The 16,864-nt window shown below is 62.1% G+C and carries 17 protein-coding genes and 1 tRNA gene; 10 read left to right on the forward strand and 8 right to left on the reverse strand.

Going from position 1 to position 16,864, the window contains the following annotated elements:
* Nucleotides 1-32 precede the first annotated feature (32 nt).
* From BHV64_RS11435 to BHV64_RS11450, 4 genes are read left to right on the forward strand one after another with little or no spacing between them, the layout of a single operon-like run.
* Nucleotides 33-482 carry a GatB/YqeY domain-containing protein gene (locus BHV64_RS11435; RefSeq protein WP_015546025.1) on the forward strand — a complete coding sequence of 150 codons (450 nt, stop codon included), beginning with the start codon at nucleotides 33-35 and terminating at the stop codon, nucleotides 480-482.
* A 1-nt stretch (nucleotide 483) separates the two neighbouring features.
* Nucleotides 484-1,392, forward strand: coding sequence for a hypothetical protein (locus BHV64_RS11440; protein ID WP_015546026.1), 909 nt, complete (start codon nucleotides 484-486; stop codon nucleotides 1,390-1,392).
* Complete coding sequence (locus BHV64_RS11445; RefSeq protein ID WP_015546027.1) at nucleotides 1,389-2,582, forward strand: MFS transporter; 1,194 nt, start codon at nucleotides 1,389-1,391, stop codon at nucleotides 2,580-2,582. The genes BHV64_RS11440 and BHV64_RS11445 overlap by 4 nt, the downstream gene beginning before the upstream one ends.
* Nucleotides 2,572-3,222, forward strand: a complete 651-nt coding sequence (locus BHV64_RS11450) for a CatB-related O-acetyltransferase (protein ID WP_118406233.1) — start codon at nucleotides 2,572-2,574, stop codon at nucleotides 3,220-3,222. Before BHV64_RS11445 ends, BHV64_RS11450 begins: the two co-directional genes overlap by 11 nt.
* On the opposite strand, the gene BHV64_RS11455 is transcribed toward BHV64_RS11450, so the two are convergent.
* Entirely contained in the window at nucleotides 3,193-3,558 is a 366-nt protein-coding gene (locus BHV64_RS11455) for a DMT family protein (protein ID WP_015546029.1), read from the reverse strand. The genes BHV64_RS11450 and BHV64_RS11455 overlap by 30 nt on opposite strands.
* 45 nt (nucleotides 3,559-3,603) lie before the next feature.
* Here BHV64_RS11455 and BHV64_RS11460 point away from each other — a divergent pair, with 45 nt between their 5' ends.
* The gene (locus tag BHV64_RS11460; protein ID WP_171024688.1) at nucleotides 3,604-4,404 is read left to right on the forward strand and encodes an SDR family NAD(P)-dependent oxidoreductase; all 801 of its coding nucleotides are present in this window, start codon (nucleotides 3,604-3,606) and stop codon (nucleotides 4,402-4,404) included.
* On the opposite strand, the gene BHV64_RS11465 is transcribed toward BHV64_RS11460, so the two are convergent.
* Nucleotides 4,401-5,060, reverse strand: a complete 660-nt coding sequence (locus BHV64_RS11465; RefSeq protein WP_015546030.1) for an HAD family hydrolase — start codon at nucleotides 5,058-5,060, stop codon at nucleotides 4,401-4,403. The two genes, BHV64_RS11460 and BHV64_RS11465, sit on opposite strands and share 4 nt — an antisense overlap.
* Before the next feature lie 63 nt (nucleotides 5,061-5,123).
* Entirely contained in the window at nucleotides 5,124-7,613 is a 2,490-nt protein-coding gene (locus BHV64_RS11470) for a DUF5686 family protein (RefSeq protein ID WP_217726994.1), read from the reverse strand.
* A gap of 82 nt (nucleotides 7,614-7,695) precedes the next feature.
* Between BHV64_RS11470 and ybaK the strand changes: the two genes are divergently transcribed.
* Nucleotides 7,696-8,187 carry a Cys-tRNA(Pro) deacylase gene (gene ybaK / locus BHV64_RS11475; protein WP_015546032.1) on the forward strand — a complete coding sequence of 164 codons (492 nt, stop codon included), beginning with the start codon at nucleotides 7,696-7,698 and terminating at the stop codon, nucleotides 8,185-8,187.
* A gap of 291 nt (nucleotides 8,188-8,478) precedes the next feature.
* Here ybaK and rfbB read toward each other — a convergent pair whose 3' ends face one another.
* The 4 genes from rfbB to rfbA are packed head-to-tail and all read right to left on the reverse strand — an operon-like array spanning nucleotide 8,479 to nucleotide 11,835.
* The gene (gene rfbB / locus BHV64_RS11480; protein ID WP_288116005.1) at nucleotides 8,479-9,537 is read right to left on the reverse strand and encodes a dTDP-glucose 4,6-dehydratase; all 1,059 of its coding nucleotides are present in this window, start codon (nucleotides 9,535-9,537) and stop codon (nucleotides 8,479-8,481) included.
* On the reverse strand, nucleotides 9,534-10,394 hold the full coding sequence (rfbD, locus tag BHV64_RS11485; protein ID WP_015546034.1) for a dTDP-4-dehydrorhamnose reductase: 861 nt from the start codon (nucleotides 10,392-10,394) through the stop codon (nucleotides 9,534-9,536). Before rfbD ends, rfbB begins: the two co-directional genes overlap by 4 nt.
* Nucleotides 10,391-10,954: a dTDP-4-dehydrorhamnose 3,5-epimerase gene (rfbC, locus tag BHV64_RS11490; protein ID WP_015546035.1), complete on the reverse strand. Its 564-nt coding sequence runs from the start codon at nucleotides 10,952-10,954 to the stop codon at nucleotides 10,391-10,393. The genes rfbD and rfbC overlap by 4 nt, the downstream gene beginning before the upstream one ends.
* Nucleotides 10,951-11,835: a glucose-1-phosphate thymidylyltransferase RfbA gene (gene rfbA / locus BHV64_RS11495; RefSeq protein WP_015546036.1), complete on the reverse strand. Its 885-nt coding sequence runs from the start codon at nucleotides 11,833-11,835 to the stop codon at nucleotides 10,951-10,953. The genes rfbC and rfbA overlap by 4 nt, the downstream gene beginning before the upstream one ends.
* A 160-nt stretch (nucleotides 11,836-11,995) precedes the next feature.
* On the opposite strand from rfbA, the gene BHV64_RS11500 reads away from it, so the two are divergent.
* From BHV64_RS11500 to BHV64_RS11510, 3 genes are read left to right on the forward strand one after another with little or no spacing between them, the layout of a single operon-like run.
* The gene (locus BHV64_RS11500) at nucleotides 11,996-12,388 is read left to right on the forward strand and encodes a WbuC family cupin fold metalloprotein (RefSeq protein WP_149885882.1); all 393 of its coding nucleotides are present in this window, start codon (nucleotides 11,996-11,998) and stop codon (nucleotides 12,386-12,388) included.
* The gene (locus tag BHV64_RS11505) at nucleotides 12,385-13,473 is read left to right on the forward strand and encodes a nucleotidyltransferase domain-containing protein (RefSeq protein ID WP_288116008.1); all 1,089 of its coding nucleotides are present in this window, start codon (nucleotides 12,385-12,387) and stop codon (nucleotides 13,471-13,473) included. Before BHV64_RS11500 ends, BHV64_RS11505 begins: the two co-directional genes overlap by 4 nt.
* A gap of 50 nt (nucleotides 13,474-13,523) precedes the next feature.
* Entirely contained in the window at nucleotides 13,524-15,104 is a 1,581-nt protein-coding gene (locus BHV64_RS11510) for a hypothetical protein (RefSeq protein ID WP_288116010.1), read from the forward strand.
* A 91-nt stretch (nucleotides 15,105-15,195) separates the two neighbouring features.
* On the opposite strand, the gene BHV64_RS11515 is transcribed toward BHV64_RS11510, so the two are convergent.
* Nucleotides 15,196-15,271 (reverse strand) — tRNA-Lys (locus tag BHV64_RS11515).
* A gap of 279 nt (nucleotides 15,272-15,550) precedes the next feature.
* On the opposite strand from BHV64_RS11515, the gene BHV64_RS11520 reads away from it, so the two are divergent.
* On the forward strand, nucleotides 15,551-16,741 hold the full coding sequence (locus BHV64_RS11520) for a saccharopine dehydrogenase family protein (protein ID WP_015546040.1): 1,191 nt from the start codon (nucleotides 15,551-15,553) through the stop codon (nucleotides 16,739-16,741).
* Nucleotides 16,742-16,864: the final 123 nt, after the last annotated feature.

Raw genomic sequence — 16,864 nt, forward strand, 5'->3', positions numbered from 1 at the left:
AATTGGTTGTTTAACTTAAAAATAAGAAAGTCATGTCGTTGGAACAGCAGATTTCGAAAGGAATCATGGAGGCCATGAAGGCCAAGGACACGGTGCGCCTGAGCGCGCTGCGCAATGCGAAGAAATACATCATCGAGGCCAAGACCGCAGGTCCGGAGATCGCCGAACTGCCCGACGCCGACGTGCTGAAGATCATCTCGAAGCTCGCCAAGCAGGGAACCGACTCGGCGGCGATCTTCTCCGAGCAAAACCGTCCCGACCTGGCGTCGGAGGAGCTGGCCCAGGTGGCCGTTTTCCAGGAGTTCCTGCCCAGGCAGCTCACCCCGGAGGAACTGACCGCCGAGGTCAAGGCCCTGATCGCCGAGGTCGGCGCCACGTCGATGAAGGAGATGGGCAAGGTGATGGGCGTGGCTTCGAAGAGGCTCGCGGGCCGCGCCGACGGCAAGGACATTTCGGCCAAGGTTAGGGAGCTGCTGGCTTAAAATGCACCTGCTGGAACACCTGCACCGCAACGTGAAGACCGTCGCCATGCCGACGGCCATGGTTGTCGGGGCGTTGCTGTGCCGTCCGATCTCGGCGCTGGAGGAGCTGTCGGGGCAGATGATCACCCCGACGCTGATCTTCCTGATGCTGTTCGTCACCTTCTGCCGCGTGAAACCCAGCCAGATGAAGCCTTCGATGCTCCATGTGTGGCTGCTGCTGGTTCAGACGGTGGCCTGCATCGGGGTTTTTCTGCTGCTGCGTCCGCTGGACCTCATTCTGGCGCAGGGGGCGATGGTCTGCGTGCTGGCTCCCGTGGCGATGGCCGCGGTGGTCATCGGCGGCATGCTGGGGGCCAACGTCGCCACGATGGCTACGTACAGCCTGCTCTGCAACATGGCCGTCGCGCTGCTGGCGCCCGTGATTCTGACCTTCACGGGGACGGGGGCGTGCACCTTCGCGCAGATCCTGGCCCGCATCGCGCCGCTGCTGGTGATGCCGTTCGCCGCGGCGCAGTTCTGCCGGCTGGTCATCCCGAAGGCGGCGAAATGGGTCGGCGACCACAGCCAGATCTCGTTCTATATGTGGCTGGCGTCGCTGCTGGTCATCATCGGCCGCACGACGGCCTTCATCATCGACCTGCGCGACGCTTCGCTCGCGACGGAACTGTGGCTGGCCTTCGCCGCGCTGGCTATCTGCCTCGGGCAGTTCAAGGTGGGGCGCATGCTGGGCCGCCGTTACGGCGACGCTCCTGCGGGCGGACAGTCTCTCGGGCAGAAAAACACGGTCCTCGCGGTGTGGATGGCCCAGTCGTTCCTCGACCCGATCTCCTCGATCGCCCCCACGGCGTACATCGTCTGGCAGAACTTCGTTAACTCGTATCAGATATGGAGAAAGGACCGCGGGAAATGAACCGGGCGGGCAGGACGGTCTATCCGATCCTGCTGATGGTCTGCGCCACCCATCTGCTCAATGACATGATGCAGTCCGTCATTCCGGCGGTCTATCCGCTCCTTAAGGAGAAATTTGGCTTCACGTTTGCCCAGATCGGCCTCATCACACTGGTTTTCCAACTAACCTCGTCGCTTCTGCAACCTGTCGCCGGGCGGCTGGCCGACCTCCATCCGCGGCCCTATTCGCTGGCCGCGGGGATGTGTTTCACGCTGTGCGGACTGCTTGCGCTCGCCGCCGCTCCCGGCTTCGCCCTGATTTTGGTGTCGGTCGGACTGATCGGCTGCGGTTCGTCGGTCTTCCATCCCGAATCCTCGCGCGTGGCCCAGCTCGCCTCGGGAGGTCGCAAAGGGCTGGCGCAGTCGATCTTTCAGGTCGGCGGCAATGCCGGAAGCGCCATGGGGCCCCTGCTGGCCGCGCTGATCGTGATTCCGTTCGGGCAGGCTTCGATCGGTTGGTTCGCACTGGCCGCGCTGCTGGCTATCTTCATCCTCGTAAAGATCGGGAACTGGTACAAACGGCAACTGGCTTTGGCAGCCCGCAGGCCCGCCGTTGCGGCGGATACCACGGGGCCCGGACTCTCGAAACGTAAAATTCGGAATGCGCTCATTATCCTGGGCGTACTGGTCTTCTCGAAATATTTCTACATCGCCTCGATGACCAACTATTTCACCTTTTTCCTGATGGACAAATTCTCGATGTCGGTGCAGGGAGCGCAGTATGCGCTTTTCGCTTTCCTTGCGGCTTCGGCGGCGGGGACCTTCATCGGCGGGCCGGTCGGCGACCGCATCGGACGTAAATATGTGATATGGGGCTCGATCCTCGGTGCGGCGCCCTTTACGCTGATGCTTCCCTATGCCGGCCTGACCGGTACCATCGTGCTGGCCGTCATCATCGGACTGGTCATCTCGTCGGCCTTCTCGGCCATTCTGGTCTATGCCACCGACCTGATGCCCGGCAAGGTCGGCATGATCGCCGGGGTCTTCTTCGGGCTGATGTTCGGACTGGGCGGCCTCGGCTCGGCCTTCTTCGGGTGGCTGGCCGACCGGACGAGCATCGAATTTATTTTCCGGGTCAGCACCCTGCTGCCCCTGCTGGGCATCATCACGGGCTTTTTACCCAACATAGAATTGAAAAGAGATGAAAAATAAGATATATCCCCGCGAGGGGGACCGGCAGACGGTCTATCTGAAAGAGGTCGTCAGCGACCCGAATATCGAGGTGGGGGAGTGGACGATCTACAACGATTTCGCGGCCGACCCCGTCGATTTCGAACGCAACAACGTGCTGTATCACTATCCGGTGAACGGCGACCGGCTGGTCATCGGGAAATTCTGCTCGCTGGCCTGCGGCGCGCGGTTCCTCTTCAACAGCGCCAACCATACGCTCAAATCGCTGTCCACCTATCCGTTCCCGATCTTCTGGGGCGAGGAGTGGGGCATCGACAAGTCGGAGGTGGCCTCGGCGTGGGACAACCGGGGCGACATCGTTGTCGGCAATGACGTGTGGATCGGTTACGAAGCGGTCGTGATGGCGGGCGTTACGATCGGTGACGGGGCGATCGTCGCCTCACGGGCCGTTGTGACGCGCGATGTGCCGCCCTATGCCATCGTCGGAGGCGTTCCGGCCAAGGTCATCAAATACCGCTTCGATCCGGCGACGGTCGAAAGCCTGCTTGCGATAAAATGGTGGGAGTGGCCTGCGGAGACGATCCGCCGGGCTTTGCCGCTGATCCGCGGCGGGAAGGCCGAAGAGCTGGCGCTATTTGCGGAAAATGAAATAGACGGCTAAAACCAGGCAGAGGAATCCCGCGAGGTGGTTCCAGCGCAGGGTGTCGGATTTCATAAAGACCAGCGCGAAGACGGTGAAGACCGAGAGCGATACGACCTCCTGAATCACCTTCAGTTCCCAGATCGAGAACGGACCTCCGAATTCGGCGCTGCCGATGCGGTTGGCGGGGACCTGGAAGCAGTATTCGAACAGCGCGATGCCCCAGCTCAACAGAACGATGGCCGTCAGCCCGAAGCGTTCGAGCCGCGATTTGAAGGCGATATGCCCGTACCATGCCAGCGTCATAAAGGCGTTGGAGACGACGAGCAGCAGAACGGTGGCGAGACCCCGAAACATAGGATACAGATTTTTAAACCGCGCAAAAGTAGCAAATTATTCGATATGATCTCCTCCCGGCAGCGAAAATACGCATTGGTGACCGGCGCTTCGTCGGGAATCGGCCGCGAATATGCCGCGCAGCTGGCGGCAAAAGGGTATGATTTGGTAATGGCGGGCAACCGCGACGAAGAGAATCGCGCCGCGGCCCGGGAAATTGCGGCGCGTTACGGCGTGCGCACGCTGCCGCTCTGCATGGACCTTTCGGAACCGGATGCCGCCGTGAAACTCCATGCCGAAACCTCGGCGCGCGGCATCGAAATCGGGGTGCTCGTCTGCAATGCGGGCGTCCTGCTGTTCGGTCCGCTGGCCGCAGCCCCACCCGAACGCATCGGCCGCATCGTCACGCTCCATTGCACGACGCCCGCGCTGCTGTGCCGTCTCTACGGGGAGGAGATGCGGCGACGGGGCGAGGGGTATATCCTCGTGATGTCGTCAGCGACGGCGTGGATGCCTTATCCGACGATTGCGGCCTACGCCGCGACGAAAAGTTTCCTGCGCACCTTCGCCCGGTCGCTGAATTTCGAGTTCCGCAAATACGGCGTCCGCGTGACGGGTGTTTTCCCGGGGGCGGTCGATACGCCGCTGTACGATCTGGACGCCGCCTGCCGCCGCCGGCTGCTTCGCTGGGGCGTCATGTCTGCGCCGCAGGAGGTGGCGCAACATGGCCTCCGGGCCTTGTTCCGGGGCCGTAGCAGCTGCATTCCGGGTGTTTTCACGAAAATCTGCGTCTGTGTCTGCCGGCTGGTTCCGGCGTGGCTGATGCGGTGCGTGCTGCGTATTCCCGCCGTCGCCCGGCTGTTTTAGGCCAGCAGGGCGCCGATGTCGTCGATGTCGGCGAATGAGTCGATGATCCGGTCGGCCTGCGGTTCGCGCTCCAGCTCTTCGCGCGGCAGAGTGGTCGTGAGGGCCACGATCCGGCCTGCGCCGGCCCGCCTCGCTGCTTCGAATCCCGCTCGCGCATCCTCGAAGATCACGCAGTCGGCGGGCGAAACGCCCAGCGCCGCAGCCGCCGTGAGGTAGATCTCCGGGTCGGGTTTGCAGCGCGACACCATGTCGCCCGAGATCGCCGCATCGAAATAAGGCCGGATCGCACAGCTGTCGAGCACGAAATCTACGTTGGCCTTGCATCCCGACGAACCCACGGCGCACGGAATCCCCGCCGCACGGAGCCGTTCGAGCAACTCCTTCAGCCCTTCCACCGGGCGGATGTCCGGGGCGTATATTTCGCGGTAGATGGCTTCCTTCTCGTCGGCCAGCGCCGCGAGGCCCTTTTCGCGGATCACCTCCTCGGGCATCACCAGCCGCATGATGTCGTCGTTGCCCATGCCGAACCCGTTGGCGAGTTTCTCTCTCCAGTCGGTGACGCCGTAGCGGGCGCAAAAGATTTCGAAGGCCCGGATGTGTACCGGGGAGTTGGCGACCAGCGTGCCGTCCATGTCGAATATAGCTGCTTTCTTCATCGTCGGTTTCGTTTTCAGGGCCTAAAGATAGGCAAAATCCCCGACACGCACGGCTTGCGCCGGTCAGAATTTGAGTTGCAGGCTTAAATTGACGGCGAAGTTCTGAATCTCCTGTCCGGGTTTGGGACCTCGGTGTGTGAGCCGCCAGATGCAGTCCACGCGGAAGAGCCTGAAGATGTTCTCCACGCCGAATCCGGCCTCGACATAGGGGTCCGACACCGAGGTCATGCCCGCGGGGAAGAGAAGGTCGGCCTGCGTTCCGGCCGTCGACCCGTTGTTTTCGCGCGAAAGCGTGCCCCACACGCCCTTGCAGACCAGCACCTCGCGCCATTTCAGCTTTTTGATCAGCGGCAGGCGGCCCAGCAGCACGCCGTTGAAGTGGTGCTCCCAGAACCACGACATCCATGCGTCGGAGGCGAACTCGTAGAAATTCATGCACGAGAAGGCGTAGGGATCGTAGAAATAGGTGCCGTTGCCCTCGTGGAGTTTGAGCAGCTGGTAGGGGACCTTGCCGAAGATGCGCCCGCCCTGCACCGTGATGTCCGAATACCCCACGGGCGGCAGTTCCGGACGGTAGCGGATGCCGCCTTCGAGGCGGTAGTATTCGTAGCTGCCGTGCAGCGCGTCGGGAATCCCCGCCGAGAATCCGAGCGTCAGGATGGGGTAGACCGAACCCATCGACTGCTTGTCGAAGGGCATGCGGTAGACCGTTTCGTTTTTCGAGAGCCGCAGGCCGACGTGCACCGCGGCGTCGGAAACCGAGTTGACGGGCACACCGTCGGGCCGCAGCATCGGCACGTAACGGTTGGCGAAGATGCGCTGCATGCGCGCGCCGGCGAAGGTGCTCACGCCGTGACACCACTCGTGTTCGTAGACCGCCTCGCCGCGGTTGACCATCGAGAGCCGCTGGTCGCCGCGCGAGAGTATCGACGAGAGAATGTTGCTCTCGGTCAGCGCGTTCTGCCCGGCGCCGAGCTGCATCACGTCGTGCCGTGCCGTGAGGGTCAGTTTGCGCGTGAGGTGGCGGTTGAAGGCCACCTCGACGCTGCCGCCGCCCTTCACCTCCTCGTCGCGCGTGCCGTAGGCCACGTAGCCCCCGACGCGCACCGTGCGGCTCACGTTGGTCGTCGTGCGCCCGCCCAGCTGCATGCGGAAGCCTTCCAGCTTGTTGAAGCTGGCCAGTTTGTAGTAGGGACCGATGCCGATGTATTTCGTATTCCAGTAGCCGACGATCACTGTGTTGATGAGGGTGTAGATGTTGCGGTACAGCGGCACGTGCTGCACCGAGTCGACCATTGCGTAGATGCCTTTCTCCTTTTCGCTCAAACTGTAAGGGCGCACCTGCTCCCAGAACTCCTCCCGGCGGTGCCCGGGTTCCTCGTCGCGCACCACGACGTTGTTGTCCATGCGCAGCACCTCGTCGGGGATCGGCTCGCCGATGCGCACGTCGCTGTAAGCCACCTCGCGCGTGCCGATGAACGAGGTGAGTTTCGACGAATCGGCCGTCGAGACGGAGAATTCCGCCGACACGCGGTCGCGGACGCGAAACCAGCGTCCCTTGTCCGCCGGACGGTTCTCGTTGTCGAGCATCAGGTGCCTGATCCAGTTGACGTTCACGCCCTTGGGCATGCGCGCCGAGGCCGACTGGAGGGCGTAGGACGCCGAGTCGATGTTGACCTCTCCGTCGAGCACCGGGGTGGTGAGGCGCTTGGGGTGGAAGCGGATTTTGTAGACCTTGCGCCCCTCGGTCACCATGCTGTCCACCAGGAAATAGTTGTAGAACGCGCGTCCCCCGTCGGAGAGCGGGCTGGCGAAGCGCACGTTGAAGATGTCGATGAAGTTGTCGTAGAAATTCACGTCGCCGTGCATGCCTCCCGTGAACTGGGCCGCGGCGAAGTTGTCCTCGACGCCCGAGATGCGGCTGGCGCGGATCACCTCGCGCTTGAATGCCGGACGGCTGCTGCGGTAGAGGTCGGCCGTGGACTCGGAGATCATCGCCGGGAGATAGGCCTGGCCCGTGAGCGCCGAGGTGTCGACGTAATCGAAGACGAACCCGAAGTTGCGCTGGAGACGGCGGCTCCGGAACTGCGGCCTGATGTTCGTGAGGTCCAGCTCCATCTTGGTGTAGGTGCGGCAGCTGTACGTGTCGTACCGCTCGGGGTCGTTCAGCGGCTTGTTGCGGATCACGCCGTCGAGAATGGGGTAGGCGGGGTTTTCACCGGGGGTGATGACCACCTGTCCGATGCCGAACTCCACGGCTTCGAGGGCGAAATCCACGTGGTTGAAGGTCCCGGGCGTCAGCGGCAGGGTCCGTGTGGCGTAACCGACCATCGAGGCCTGCACGCGGCTCACGGTGTCGCGGGTTTCGAGGGCGTAGATTCCCTGCTCGTCGGTGGTGATTCCCGTCGTGGTTCCGGGGAATACGACGCTGACGAATTGCAGGGGCTTTCCGTCCGCGGCGTCGGTCACCTGCCCGCGCACGCGCGTGGTCTGCGCCGAAGCGCCTGCGGCCCAGAGAAGTCCTGCCAGAAATATGAGTGTCCGTTGCGCCATGATCGGGCAAATGTAGCAAAAATGCACACATTCGGGTAATTTAAACTACCTTTGCGGCAGATAAGAAGATAAAGGGAACAATATGGCACATCCCAAAGTCGAAAAGACGAATGCCGCGCGGCTGCTCGACCGCGCGAAGATCGCATACGAACTGGTTCCGTACCGGGTGGACGAAGAGCACCTCGCCGCGACGCACGTCGCCGAACAGCTGGGCGAGGATATAGCGACCGTTTTCAAGACCCTCGTTCTGAAGGGCGACCGTACGGGCTATTTCGTCTGCGTCGTGCCCGGCGACCACGAAGTGGACCTGAAAGCCGCGGCGAAGATCTCCGCCAACAAGAAGGCCGATCTGATTCCGATGAAGGAGCTGCTGCCCGTGACGGGCTACATCCGCGGGGGCTGTTCGCCGATCGGCATGAAAAAGGCCTTTCCGACCTACATCCACGCCACGGCCGCCGGCCTGCCTTTCATCTATGTCAGTGCGGGGGTGCGGGGGCTGCAACTCAAGGTCGCCCCTTCGGACCTGGCGGCCTGCGTCCGGGCGACGTTCGCCGAGATCAGCCGCAAAGGGTAGGTTTGATAAATACGGAGTTTTTCGTGGTTTTTTCTGAACGGAGTTATCGCATCTGCTTCCCGCCGCCACAAGCGGAGACTGATCCCGACTCGATGCCGCAGCCGTGAAACGCAGGGCGGCCTAAAAGCGCGAGCGGAGGGGGCGGTTTGTTTACAAACCCGCGAATAGTCGCCCGGAGCCAGCGTTAGGCCGCCCAAAGTAGGCGAAGGCATCTGTCGGAGAGTTTTTGGTACTTTTTGCGATCAAAAAGTACATAAGCCCCGGATCGTGAAACGATCCGAAAATATGCGTCTACCGCCCGGTATACATTTCCTGATAGTACCGCTCGTATTCCCCCGAGGTGATGTCGTCCATCCACTCCTGGTTGGCGAGGTACCACCGCACGGTCTTCTCGATGCCCTCCTCGAATTGCAGCGAAGGCTCCCAGCCCAGCTCCTCCTTGAGTTTGCGCGAGTCGATGGCGTAGCGCAGGTCGTGCCCGGCCCGGTCGGTGACGTAGGTGATCAGCTTCTCCGAAGCCCCTTCGGGCCGTCCCAGCAGGCGGTCCACCGTCCGGATGATCACCCGGATCAGGTCGATGTTCCGCCACTCGTTGAAACCGCCGATGTTGTACGTCTCGCCGTCGCGTCCCCGGTGGAATATCGTGTCGATGGCCCGGGCGTGGTCCTCGACGTAGAGCCAGTCGCGGACGTTTTCGCCCCGGCCGTAGACCGGCAGCGGCTTTTCGTGGCGGATGTTGTTGATGAACAGCGGTATGAGCTTCTCGGGAAACTGATAAGGCCCGTAGTTGTTCGAACAGTTCGTCACCACGGCCGGGAATCCGTACGTGTCGTGGAACGCCCGTACGAAATGGTCCGACGAGGCTTTCGACGCCGAGTAGGGCGAGTGGGGGTCGTAGCGGGTCTGCTCGGTGAAGAGCGTCCCGTCGAACGGCAGCGCCCCGTAGACCTCGTCGGTCGAGATGTGGTGGAAGCGTCTGCCTTCCCATGTGCCGTTCCAATGCTCCCGTGCGGCCTGCAACAGCGTCAGCGTCCCCATCACGTTGGTCCGCGCGAAAGTGAACGGATCGCGGATCGAGCGGTCGACGTGGCTTTCGGCCGCGAGATGGATCACCCCGTCTATGTCGTACTCCGCGAAGAGGCTGCGCATGGCGTCGTAGTCGCAGATGTCGCCTTTGACGAACGTGTAGTTCGGACGGTTCTCGACGTCCCGCAGGTTCGCGAGGTTGCCGGCGTAGGTCAGGCGGTCGAGGTTTATGATCCGATAGTCGGGGTATTTCCCGACGAACAGCCGCACGACGTGCGAGCCGATGAATCCGGCGCCGCCGGTGATCAGGATATTGCGTTTCATCGCAGCATGTTTTTCAGACAGTAGAGCATCGACTCCCGCCAGTGGGGGATTTCCAGCCCGAACGTCTCTTTGATTTTGCTTTTGTCCAGCACCGAGTAGGCCGGGCGGGCGGCCTTGGTCGGGAATTCCGCCGTGCGGCAGGGGCGGATGCGGCATTTGTCGTGCCCGGCGGCGGCGGCGATCTCCGCGGCGAAGTCGTACCACGACGCCACGCCCTCGTTCGAGAAGTGGTAGAGGCCCTCGTTCCCGGCGAAATAGCCGCCTTCGACGATCGAGAAGATCGTCATGGCCAGGTCCCCGGCGTAGGTCGGGGTCCCCGCCTGATCGAAGACCACGTTCAGACGCTCCTTTTCGGCCGTCAGCCGGAGCATCGTTTTCAGGAAGTTGTTCCCGTATTCGGAATAGAGCCACGCCGTGCGGAAGGTCAGGTATTTGCACCCCGACTCCGCGACGGCCCGCTCCCCGGCGAGTTTCGTGCGCCCGTAGACGCCCAGCGGTGCGGTCGGGGCGTCTTCCGTGTAGGGCAGGTGTGCCGTGCCGTCGAAGACGTAGTCCGTCGAGACGTGGATCAGCGTCGCGCCGTTCGCCTCCGCGGCCCGGGCGAGGTTCTCCGCCGCCCCGCGGTTCAGCCGGTCGGCCGCCTCCTCGTCCTCCTCGGCGCGCTCCACGTTGGTGTAGGCCGCGCAGTTCACGATCACTTCGGCGCGGGTCTGCGCCACGGCCTGCCGGACGGCCCCGGCGTCGGTGACGTCGAGTTCGGCCACGTCGGTAAAGGTGTAGTTGTTGGGCGATACGGCGCTCAGCCGCTGCATTTCACGGCCCAGCTGGCCGTTGGCGCCCGTTACGAGTATGTTCATGGTCTGTCGTATTCGAAAAGTTCCGGTGCGTCGGCCAGCTTCGGGTGCCGGCGGTCTTTCTCCGAGAGGAGTATTTCGCCGGCCGGAAGCCGCCAGTCGATCGCGAGCGCGGGGTCGTCCCACGCGATGCCGCCCTCGCTGCCGGGGGCGTAGTAGTTGTCGCATTTGTATTGGAAGACGGCCTCGTCGCTCAACACGGCGAATCCGTGGGCGAATCCGCGGGGGATGAACAGCTGCCGCTTGTTCTCTCCGTCGAGCAGCGCGGCGACGTGCCGTCCGAAGGTCGGCGATCCGCGGCGGATGTCCACCGCCACGTCGAGCACGCGGCCCCTGACCACGCTCACCAGCTTCGCCTGGGCGTATTCCCCCTTCTGGAAATGCAGGCCCCGGACCACTCCGTAGCGCGATTTCGACTCGTTGTCCTGCACGAACCGCACCGGCCCGACCAGTTCGTCGAACCGCCGCTGCGAGAAACGCTCCATAAAATAACCCCTTGCGTCCCCGAACACCTCCGGTTCGAGAAGCACCACGCCGGGGATCTCCGTTTTTATCGCTTTCATCGTTTCGATTCTTCGATTACCTTCAACAGATACCGTCCGTACTGGTTCTTGAGCATCTGCCCGGCCAGTGCGCGCATCTTCTCCTCCGTGATCCAGCCGTTGCGGTAGGCGATGCCTTCGAGGCAGGCGATTTTCAGTCCCTGCCGCTTCTCGATCACCTCCACGAAGATCGAGGCTTCGGCCAGCGAGTCGTGCGTGCCCGTGTCGAGCCATGCGAATCCCCGCTGGAGGGTCTGCACTTTCAACGCTCCGCCGGCGAGAAACGCCTGGTTCACCGAGGTGATCTCCAGTTCGCCGCGCGCCGAGGGACGGATGGATTTGGCCACCTCCACGACCTTGTTGGGGTAGAAGTACAGCCCCACCACGGCGTAGTTCGACTTCGGATGCGCAGGCTTCTCCTCGATCGAGAGGCAGTTGCCCGCGGCGTCGAACTCCGCGACGCCGTACCGCTCGGGGTCCTCGACCCGGTAGCCGAAGATCGTCGCCTTGCCCGCTTCCTCCGCGCTGCGCACGGCCTCCCGGAGCATGCCCGTGAAGCCCGCTCCGTGGAAGATATTGTCGCCCAGCACCAGACAGACCGAATCGCCGCCGATGAACTCCTCGCCGATCAGAAACGCCTGCGCCAGCCCGTCGGGCGAGGGCTGTTCGGCGTACTCGATGCTTACGCCGTAGTCCGAGCCGTCGCCCAGCAGCCGCCGGAATCCCGGGAGGTCGGCCGGCGTCGAGATCACGAGTATCTCGCGGATGCCGGCCAGCATCAACGCCGAAATCGGATAATAAATCATGGGCTTGTCATAAATGGGCAGCAGTTGCTTGCTCACACCTTTCGTGATGGGATACAGGCGCGTGCCCGAGCCTCCGGCTAATACGATACCTTTCATTTTCTTGCGTCGTTGACGTCGCCCGCGGGCCTTTTCTCCGGGTCTTCGGGCGGATAATTTCGATCGAAGGTACGGTTTTTTTGCGAAAATCCGATCTCCGTGCCTGTTTTTTTGCAAAGTATCGCTATCTTTACCGGGACTAATTCAAACCATAGACAGTATGATTCTCGACGATAAACTTCTGGACGAAGTGACCGCCCGGGCGAAGACGAGCGAACGCCTGCGGATGAATTTCAACCTTCACGACTCGCTCGACGCCAAGGCCCAGCGTCTGCTCAACGCCCTGGAGCCGGGCACGGCGCTGCCCGTGCACCGCCATCCCCACACGGACGAAACCTATGTCATCCTGCGCGGCCGCTTCGACGTGATTTTCTGCGACGAGCACGGCCGCCAGACGCAGCGTTTCGCGCTCGACCCGCTGAAAGGCGTCTACGGCATCCACGTCCCCAAAGGGCAGTGGCACACGCTGGAGGTTCTCGAAAGCGGCACGGTGCTGTTCGAGGTCAAGGACGGTCCCTATGCGCCGTTGGCGCCGGAGGACATGGTGCGATGACGCGGGCCGCCGAACGACTGTTCGCCCTCGTGCGGGCGACGCTGCGCAACCGTATGGACGACGCATCGCTGTTCGAGGGGACCGACGCGGCGCAGTGGCGTGAAATCTACGACCTCTCCTCGGTGCAGGGCGTGCTGGCCCAGGCGTGGGACGGGATGCAGCTCCTGCCCGAAGCGATGCGGCCGCCCAGGGCGCTGCGCCTGCAATGGGCCGTCAACGTCGAACGGATCGAAAAGGTCTACCGCCGGCAGGAGCGGGCCATCGCCCGCCTCGCGGCGTTCTACCGCGAGCATGCGATCCCGATGATGCTGCTCAAGGGCTACGGCCTGAGCCTTTTCTATCCCGTTCCGGAACACCGTCCCTGCGGGGACATCGACATCTGGCTTTTCGGGCGTCAGCCCGAGGCCGACAAGCTGGTCGCCCGGGAGTGGGGCGTTCCGGTCGACGTGCACAAGGAGCACCACACGACGTTCGACGTCGACGGCATCATGGTCGAGAATCATTACGACTTTGTCAATAAGGAGACGCACGCCTCCAACGCGCGTCTCGAACGGCTGTTCAAGCAGTATGCCGCGCAGCCCGGCGAGTCGGTCGCCGTTGCGGGCGTAGCCGTCTACCTGCCTTCGGAGCAGCTCAACGCCCTGTTCCTGCTGCGCCATGCCGCCGTGCATTTCGCGGCGATCAACATCGGCCTGCGGCATGTTCTGGACTGGTGCGTCTTCGTCGCGCACTGCCACGACCGGATCGACTGGCCGGCGCTGTACGCCGTGGCCCGGGAGACCCGGATGGTCGGGTTCCTGAACTGCCTCAACGCCCTCTGCGTCGACTGCCTGGGGCTGGAGGCCCCGTCGCTCCCGGATTTCGAACGCGACGCCGAACTCGAAAAGCGGGTGCTGGACGAAATCCTCTCCCCGGCGTTCTCCGGCGAGCAGCCCGAAGGGTTGCTGCGCGTGGTCCGGTTCAAGACCCGCCGCTGGTGGGCGAACCGCTGGAAACACCGGCTGGTCTTCGACGAGGGTCTTGCCGGCGCCTTCGTGCGTTCGGCCTGGGCGCACCTGAAACGTCCCCGATCCATCGCACACTGACGGGAGCCGGCTTATGCCGGCTCTTCCGTTTTACCGCATAACCCGATCGCATGATGAAGAAAAAGAGCCACCCGGAATTCGTGCGTGCCCTGAAGGCGCGGAATCTCAAAATCACGGTCGTCGGAACATACGAAAACTGCCTCTCCCGGGTTGCCGTAAGATGCGACGTATGCGGTTGGGAGTGGGCGCCGGTCGGGGGTAGCCTGTTGCGCGGCCACGGCTGTCCCAAGTGCGCGGGAACCATGCGGAAATCCCACGCGGAGTTCGTGGAGGAGCTAAAATCCCGAAGGGATGACGTGATCATCGTCGGCCCGTATGTGAAAGCGCTCGAAAAGACCCGGTTCCGGTTCCTGAAATGCGGACACGAATGGGACGTGACCCCTGCGCATATACTTAACGGCCGGGGATGTCCGCTGTGCGCGCATTCCCGCCGGGGAGCGTCCCAGCGACTGACGATGGAGCGTTTTTTGAAACGCCTCCATAAAATCGACCGGAATCTCGTCGTCCGGGAGGGCGGGAAATATGTAAACTATACGACGCCGATCCCTCTCCGCTGCAACGCCTGCAAATACGAGTACGAAGTAAAGCCGAGCGATGTTCTGCACGGCGGCGGCTGTCCGAACTGCCACAGGGCATGCACCTCCTTTCCGGAACAGTTTATCCGCCACGCCTTTGTCCGCATGCTCGGCGAATCGGAAGTCCTGTCGCGGGACAAGACTGCGGCAGGAGTCGAATTGGACGTCTGCATTCCCGCCTTGAGGGCGGCCGTGGAACCCGGTTCGTGGTACTGGCACCGGAATCTGGTGGAGAGGGATCGGGAAAAGCGTCTGCTGTGCGAAAGGAAAGGCATCCGGCTGATAACCGTATATGACCATTATGATGAAACGGCCGTTCCTTTCGACGATTGCCTGGTGACTCCCTGCGACCTTGCCTCCCGCCGGAATATGGACAAGCTGGTTGCGGTGACGAAAACCCTTTTCGGGGCGTTCGGGCTGGATTCGAACCTCGCCGCGGGCGAATGGGAGACGATCCGGAGGAGGGCCGAACTGGATTCGCGGCGGATGACCACCGAAGAATTCCGGGCGGAGCTGGCCGGGATCAATGATAAAATCGAGGTTATCGGCGAATACACGAGGGCCTCTGATAAAATCAGGGTGCGGTGCAAGGTCTGCAATCACGAGTGGTCCGTTGCGCCCACGACCCTGCGCCGGGGTTCGGGATGCGCCAGCTGTGCCGGCAGGTTGAAACTCTCGCATGAACGGTTCGTCGAAAGATTGAACCTGTTGCATCCGGAGATCGTCCCTCTGACCGAGTATGTCAACAGCCAGACCCGCATGACATTCGAGTGCAGGGCCTGCGGCCATGTATGGTCGGCGCAGGCGTATGGCCTCATCACGAAATCCCGCTCTTCCGGCTGCCGGAAATGCTCCGTTAGGGCGATGCTGCGACGACGAAGCCGGAAGGTAAGGTGCATCACCACCGGTGAGGTGTTCGACACGCTTCGGGAAGCCGCCGCCAAATACGGCGTCAGCCGCTCGGCGATCAGCCAGTGTTGCAGCGAGCCTCCGAAACTCAAACGTGCCGGCGGCCGGGAGTGGGAATACGTCGACCTGCTTTCCGGAGAGCGTTGACCTGACGCGGCCGATGCGCGGGAACCGGCCGGATAAAACCGGTCTCTCCTTCCCGAAAACGAAAAAAGGAAGGCCTCGACCTTCCTTTCTCTGGTGATCCCGCTGGGGCTCGAACCCAGGACCCCAACATTAAAAGTGTTGTGCTCTACCAGCTGAGCTACGGAATCTCCGTGTGCCAAAATGGGAATCGTTTCCGTTTTGGTGGTGCAAATGTACGGATTTATTTTTAAAATCCAATACCCGGCCTGCAAATTTTGCGCAAAAGTGTGTTTTTTGCCTTTCCGGCTGCCGGCTGCCGCCTGCAGGCGATAGGCGTCCGGGCATCTTCCGGCGGTTTCGGCCGGCCGGGATCGTGAAATTTGGCGCGCGGATTTTGTTTTGCCGAAATAAAAGGATATTTTTGTAGGCGTTAAGATGAAATCTAACTTTTAAAACCGAATAATTCTATGTGTAAAGCGCTGATAATCGGAGCCGGCGGCGTCGGAACGGTGGTGACGCAGAAAATCGCGGCCAATCCCGTCTTCACGGACGTGATGCTGGCCAGCCGTACCAAATCCAAATGCGACGCCGTTGCGGCCGCCATCGGCGGCAACCGCGTGAAGACCGCCGAGGTCGACGCCGACAGCGTGCCGCAGCTGTGCGAACTGTTCCGCGCGTTCAAACCCGACATCGTGGTCAACGTGGCGCTTCCGTACCAGGATCTCACGATCATGGACGCCTGCCTCGAATGCGGCTGCAACTACCTCGACACGGCCAACTACGAGCCGAAGGACGAGGCGCATTTCGAATACTCGTGGCAGTGGGCCTATCAGGACCGCTTCAAGGCCGCGGGACTCACGGCGATCCTCGGCTGCGGTTTCGACCCGGGCGTGACGGCCATCTTCACGGCCTATGCCGCCAAGCACCATTTCGACGAGATCCACTACCTCGACATCGTGGATTGCAACGCGGGCAACCACGGCATGGCTTTCGCCACGAACTTCAACCCCGAGATCAACATCCGTGAGGTGACCCAGAAAGGGCGTTATTACGAGAACGGAGAGTGGGTGGTGACCGAGCCGCACGAGATCCACAAGCCGCTCAATTATCCGGGCATCGGCGAGCGCGAGTCGTACGTCATCTACCACGAGGAGTTGGAGTCGCTCGTGAAGAACTATCCCACGATCCGGCGTGCGCGCTTCTGGATGACCTTCGGTCAGGAGTACCTGACGCACCTGCGCGTGATCCAGAACATCGGCATGGCGCGTATCGACCCGATCATCTACAACGGCGTCGAGATCGTCCCGATCCAGTTCCTCAAGGCGGTTCTTCCCGATCCCAAGTCGCTGGGCGCCAACTATCACGGCCAGACCTCGATCGGTTGCCGCATCAAGGGCCTGAAGGACGGCAAGGAGCGCACCTACTATATTTATAACAACTGCGACCACGAACAAGCCTTCAAGGAGACCGGCACGCAGGCTGTGTCGTTCACCACGGGCGTTCCGGCGGCTTTGGGCGCTTCGATGTGGGCCAAGGGCCTCTGGCGCGGCGCCGGCGTGTTCAACGTCGAGGAGTTCGATCCCGATCCGTTCCTCGCCGAGCTGGGCGAGCAGGGCCTGCCGTGGCACGAGCTGTTCGATGTGAATCTCGAAGTGTAGGTTTTTGAAGATTGCGGCGCAGATGCCGCACATCCCTCAAAATCCCCGGATGGATAGTGCCGAAGTACGTCCCATCCGGGGATTTTTCACGATGCACGACAGATGCGCCGCACCGATCGAAAA

This window comes from Alistipes sp. 56_sp_Nov_56_25 (assembly GCF_001915285.1).
Taxonomy (GTDB): domain Bacteria; phylum Bacteroidota; class Bacteroidia; order Bacteroidales; family Rikenellaceae; genus Alistipes; species Alistipes shahii.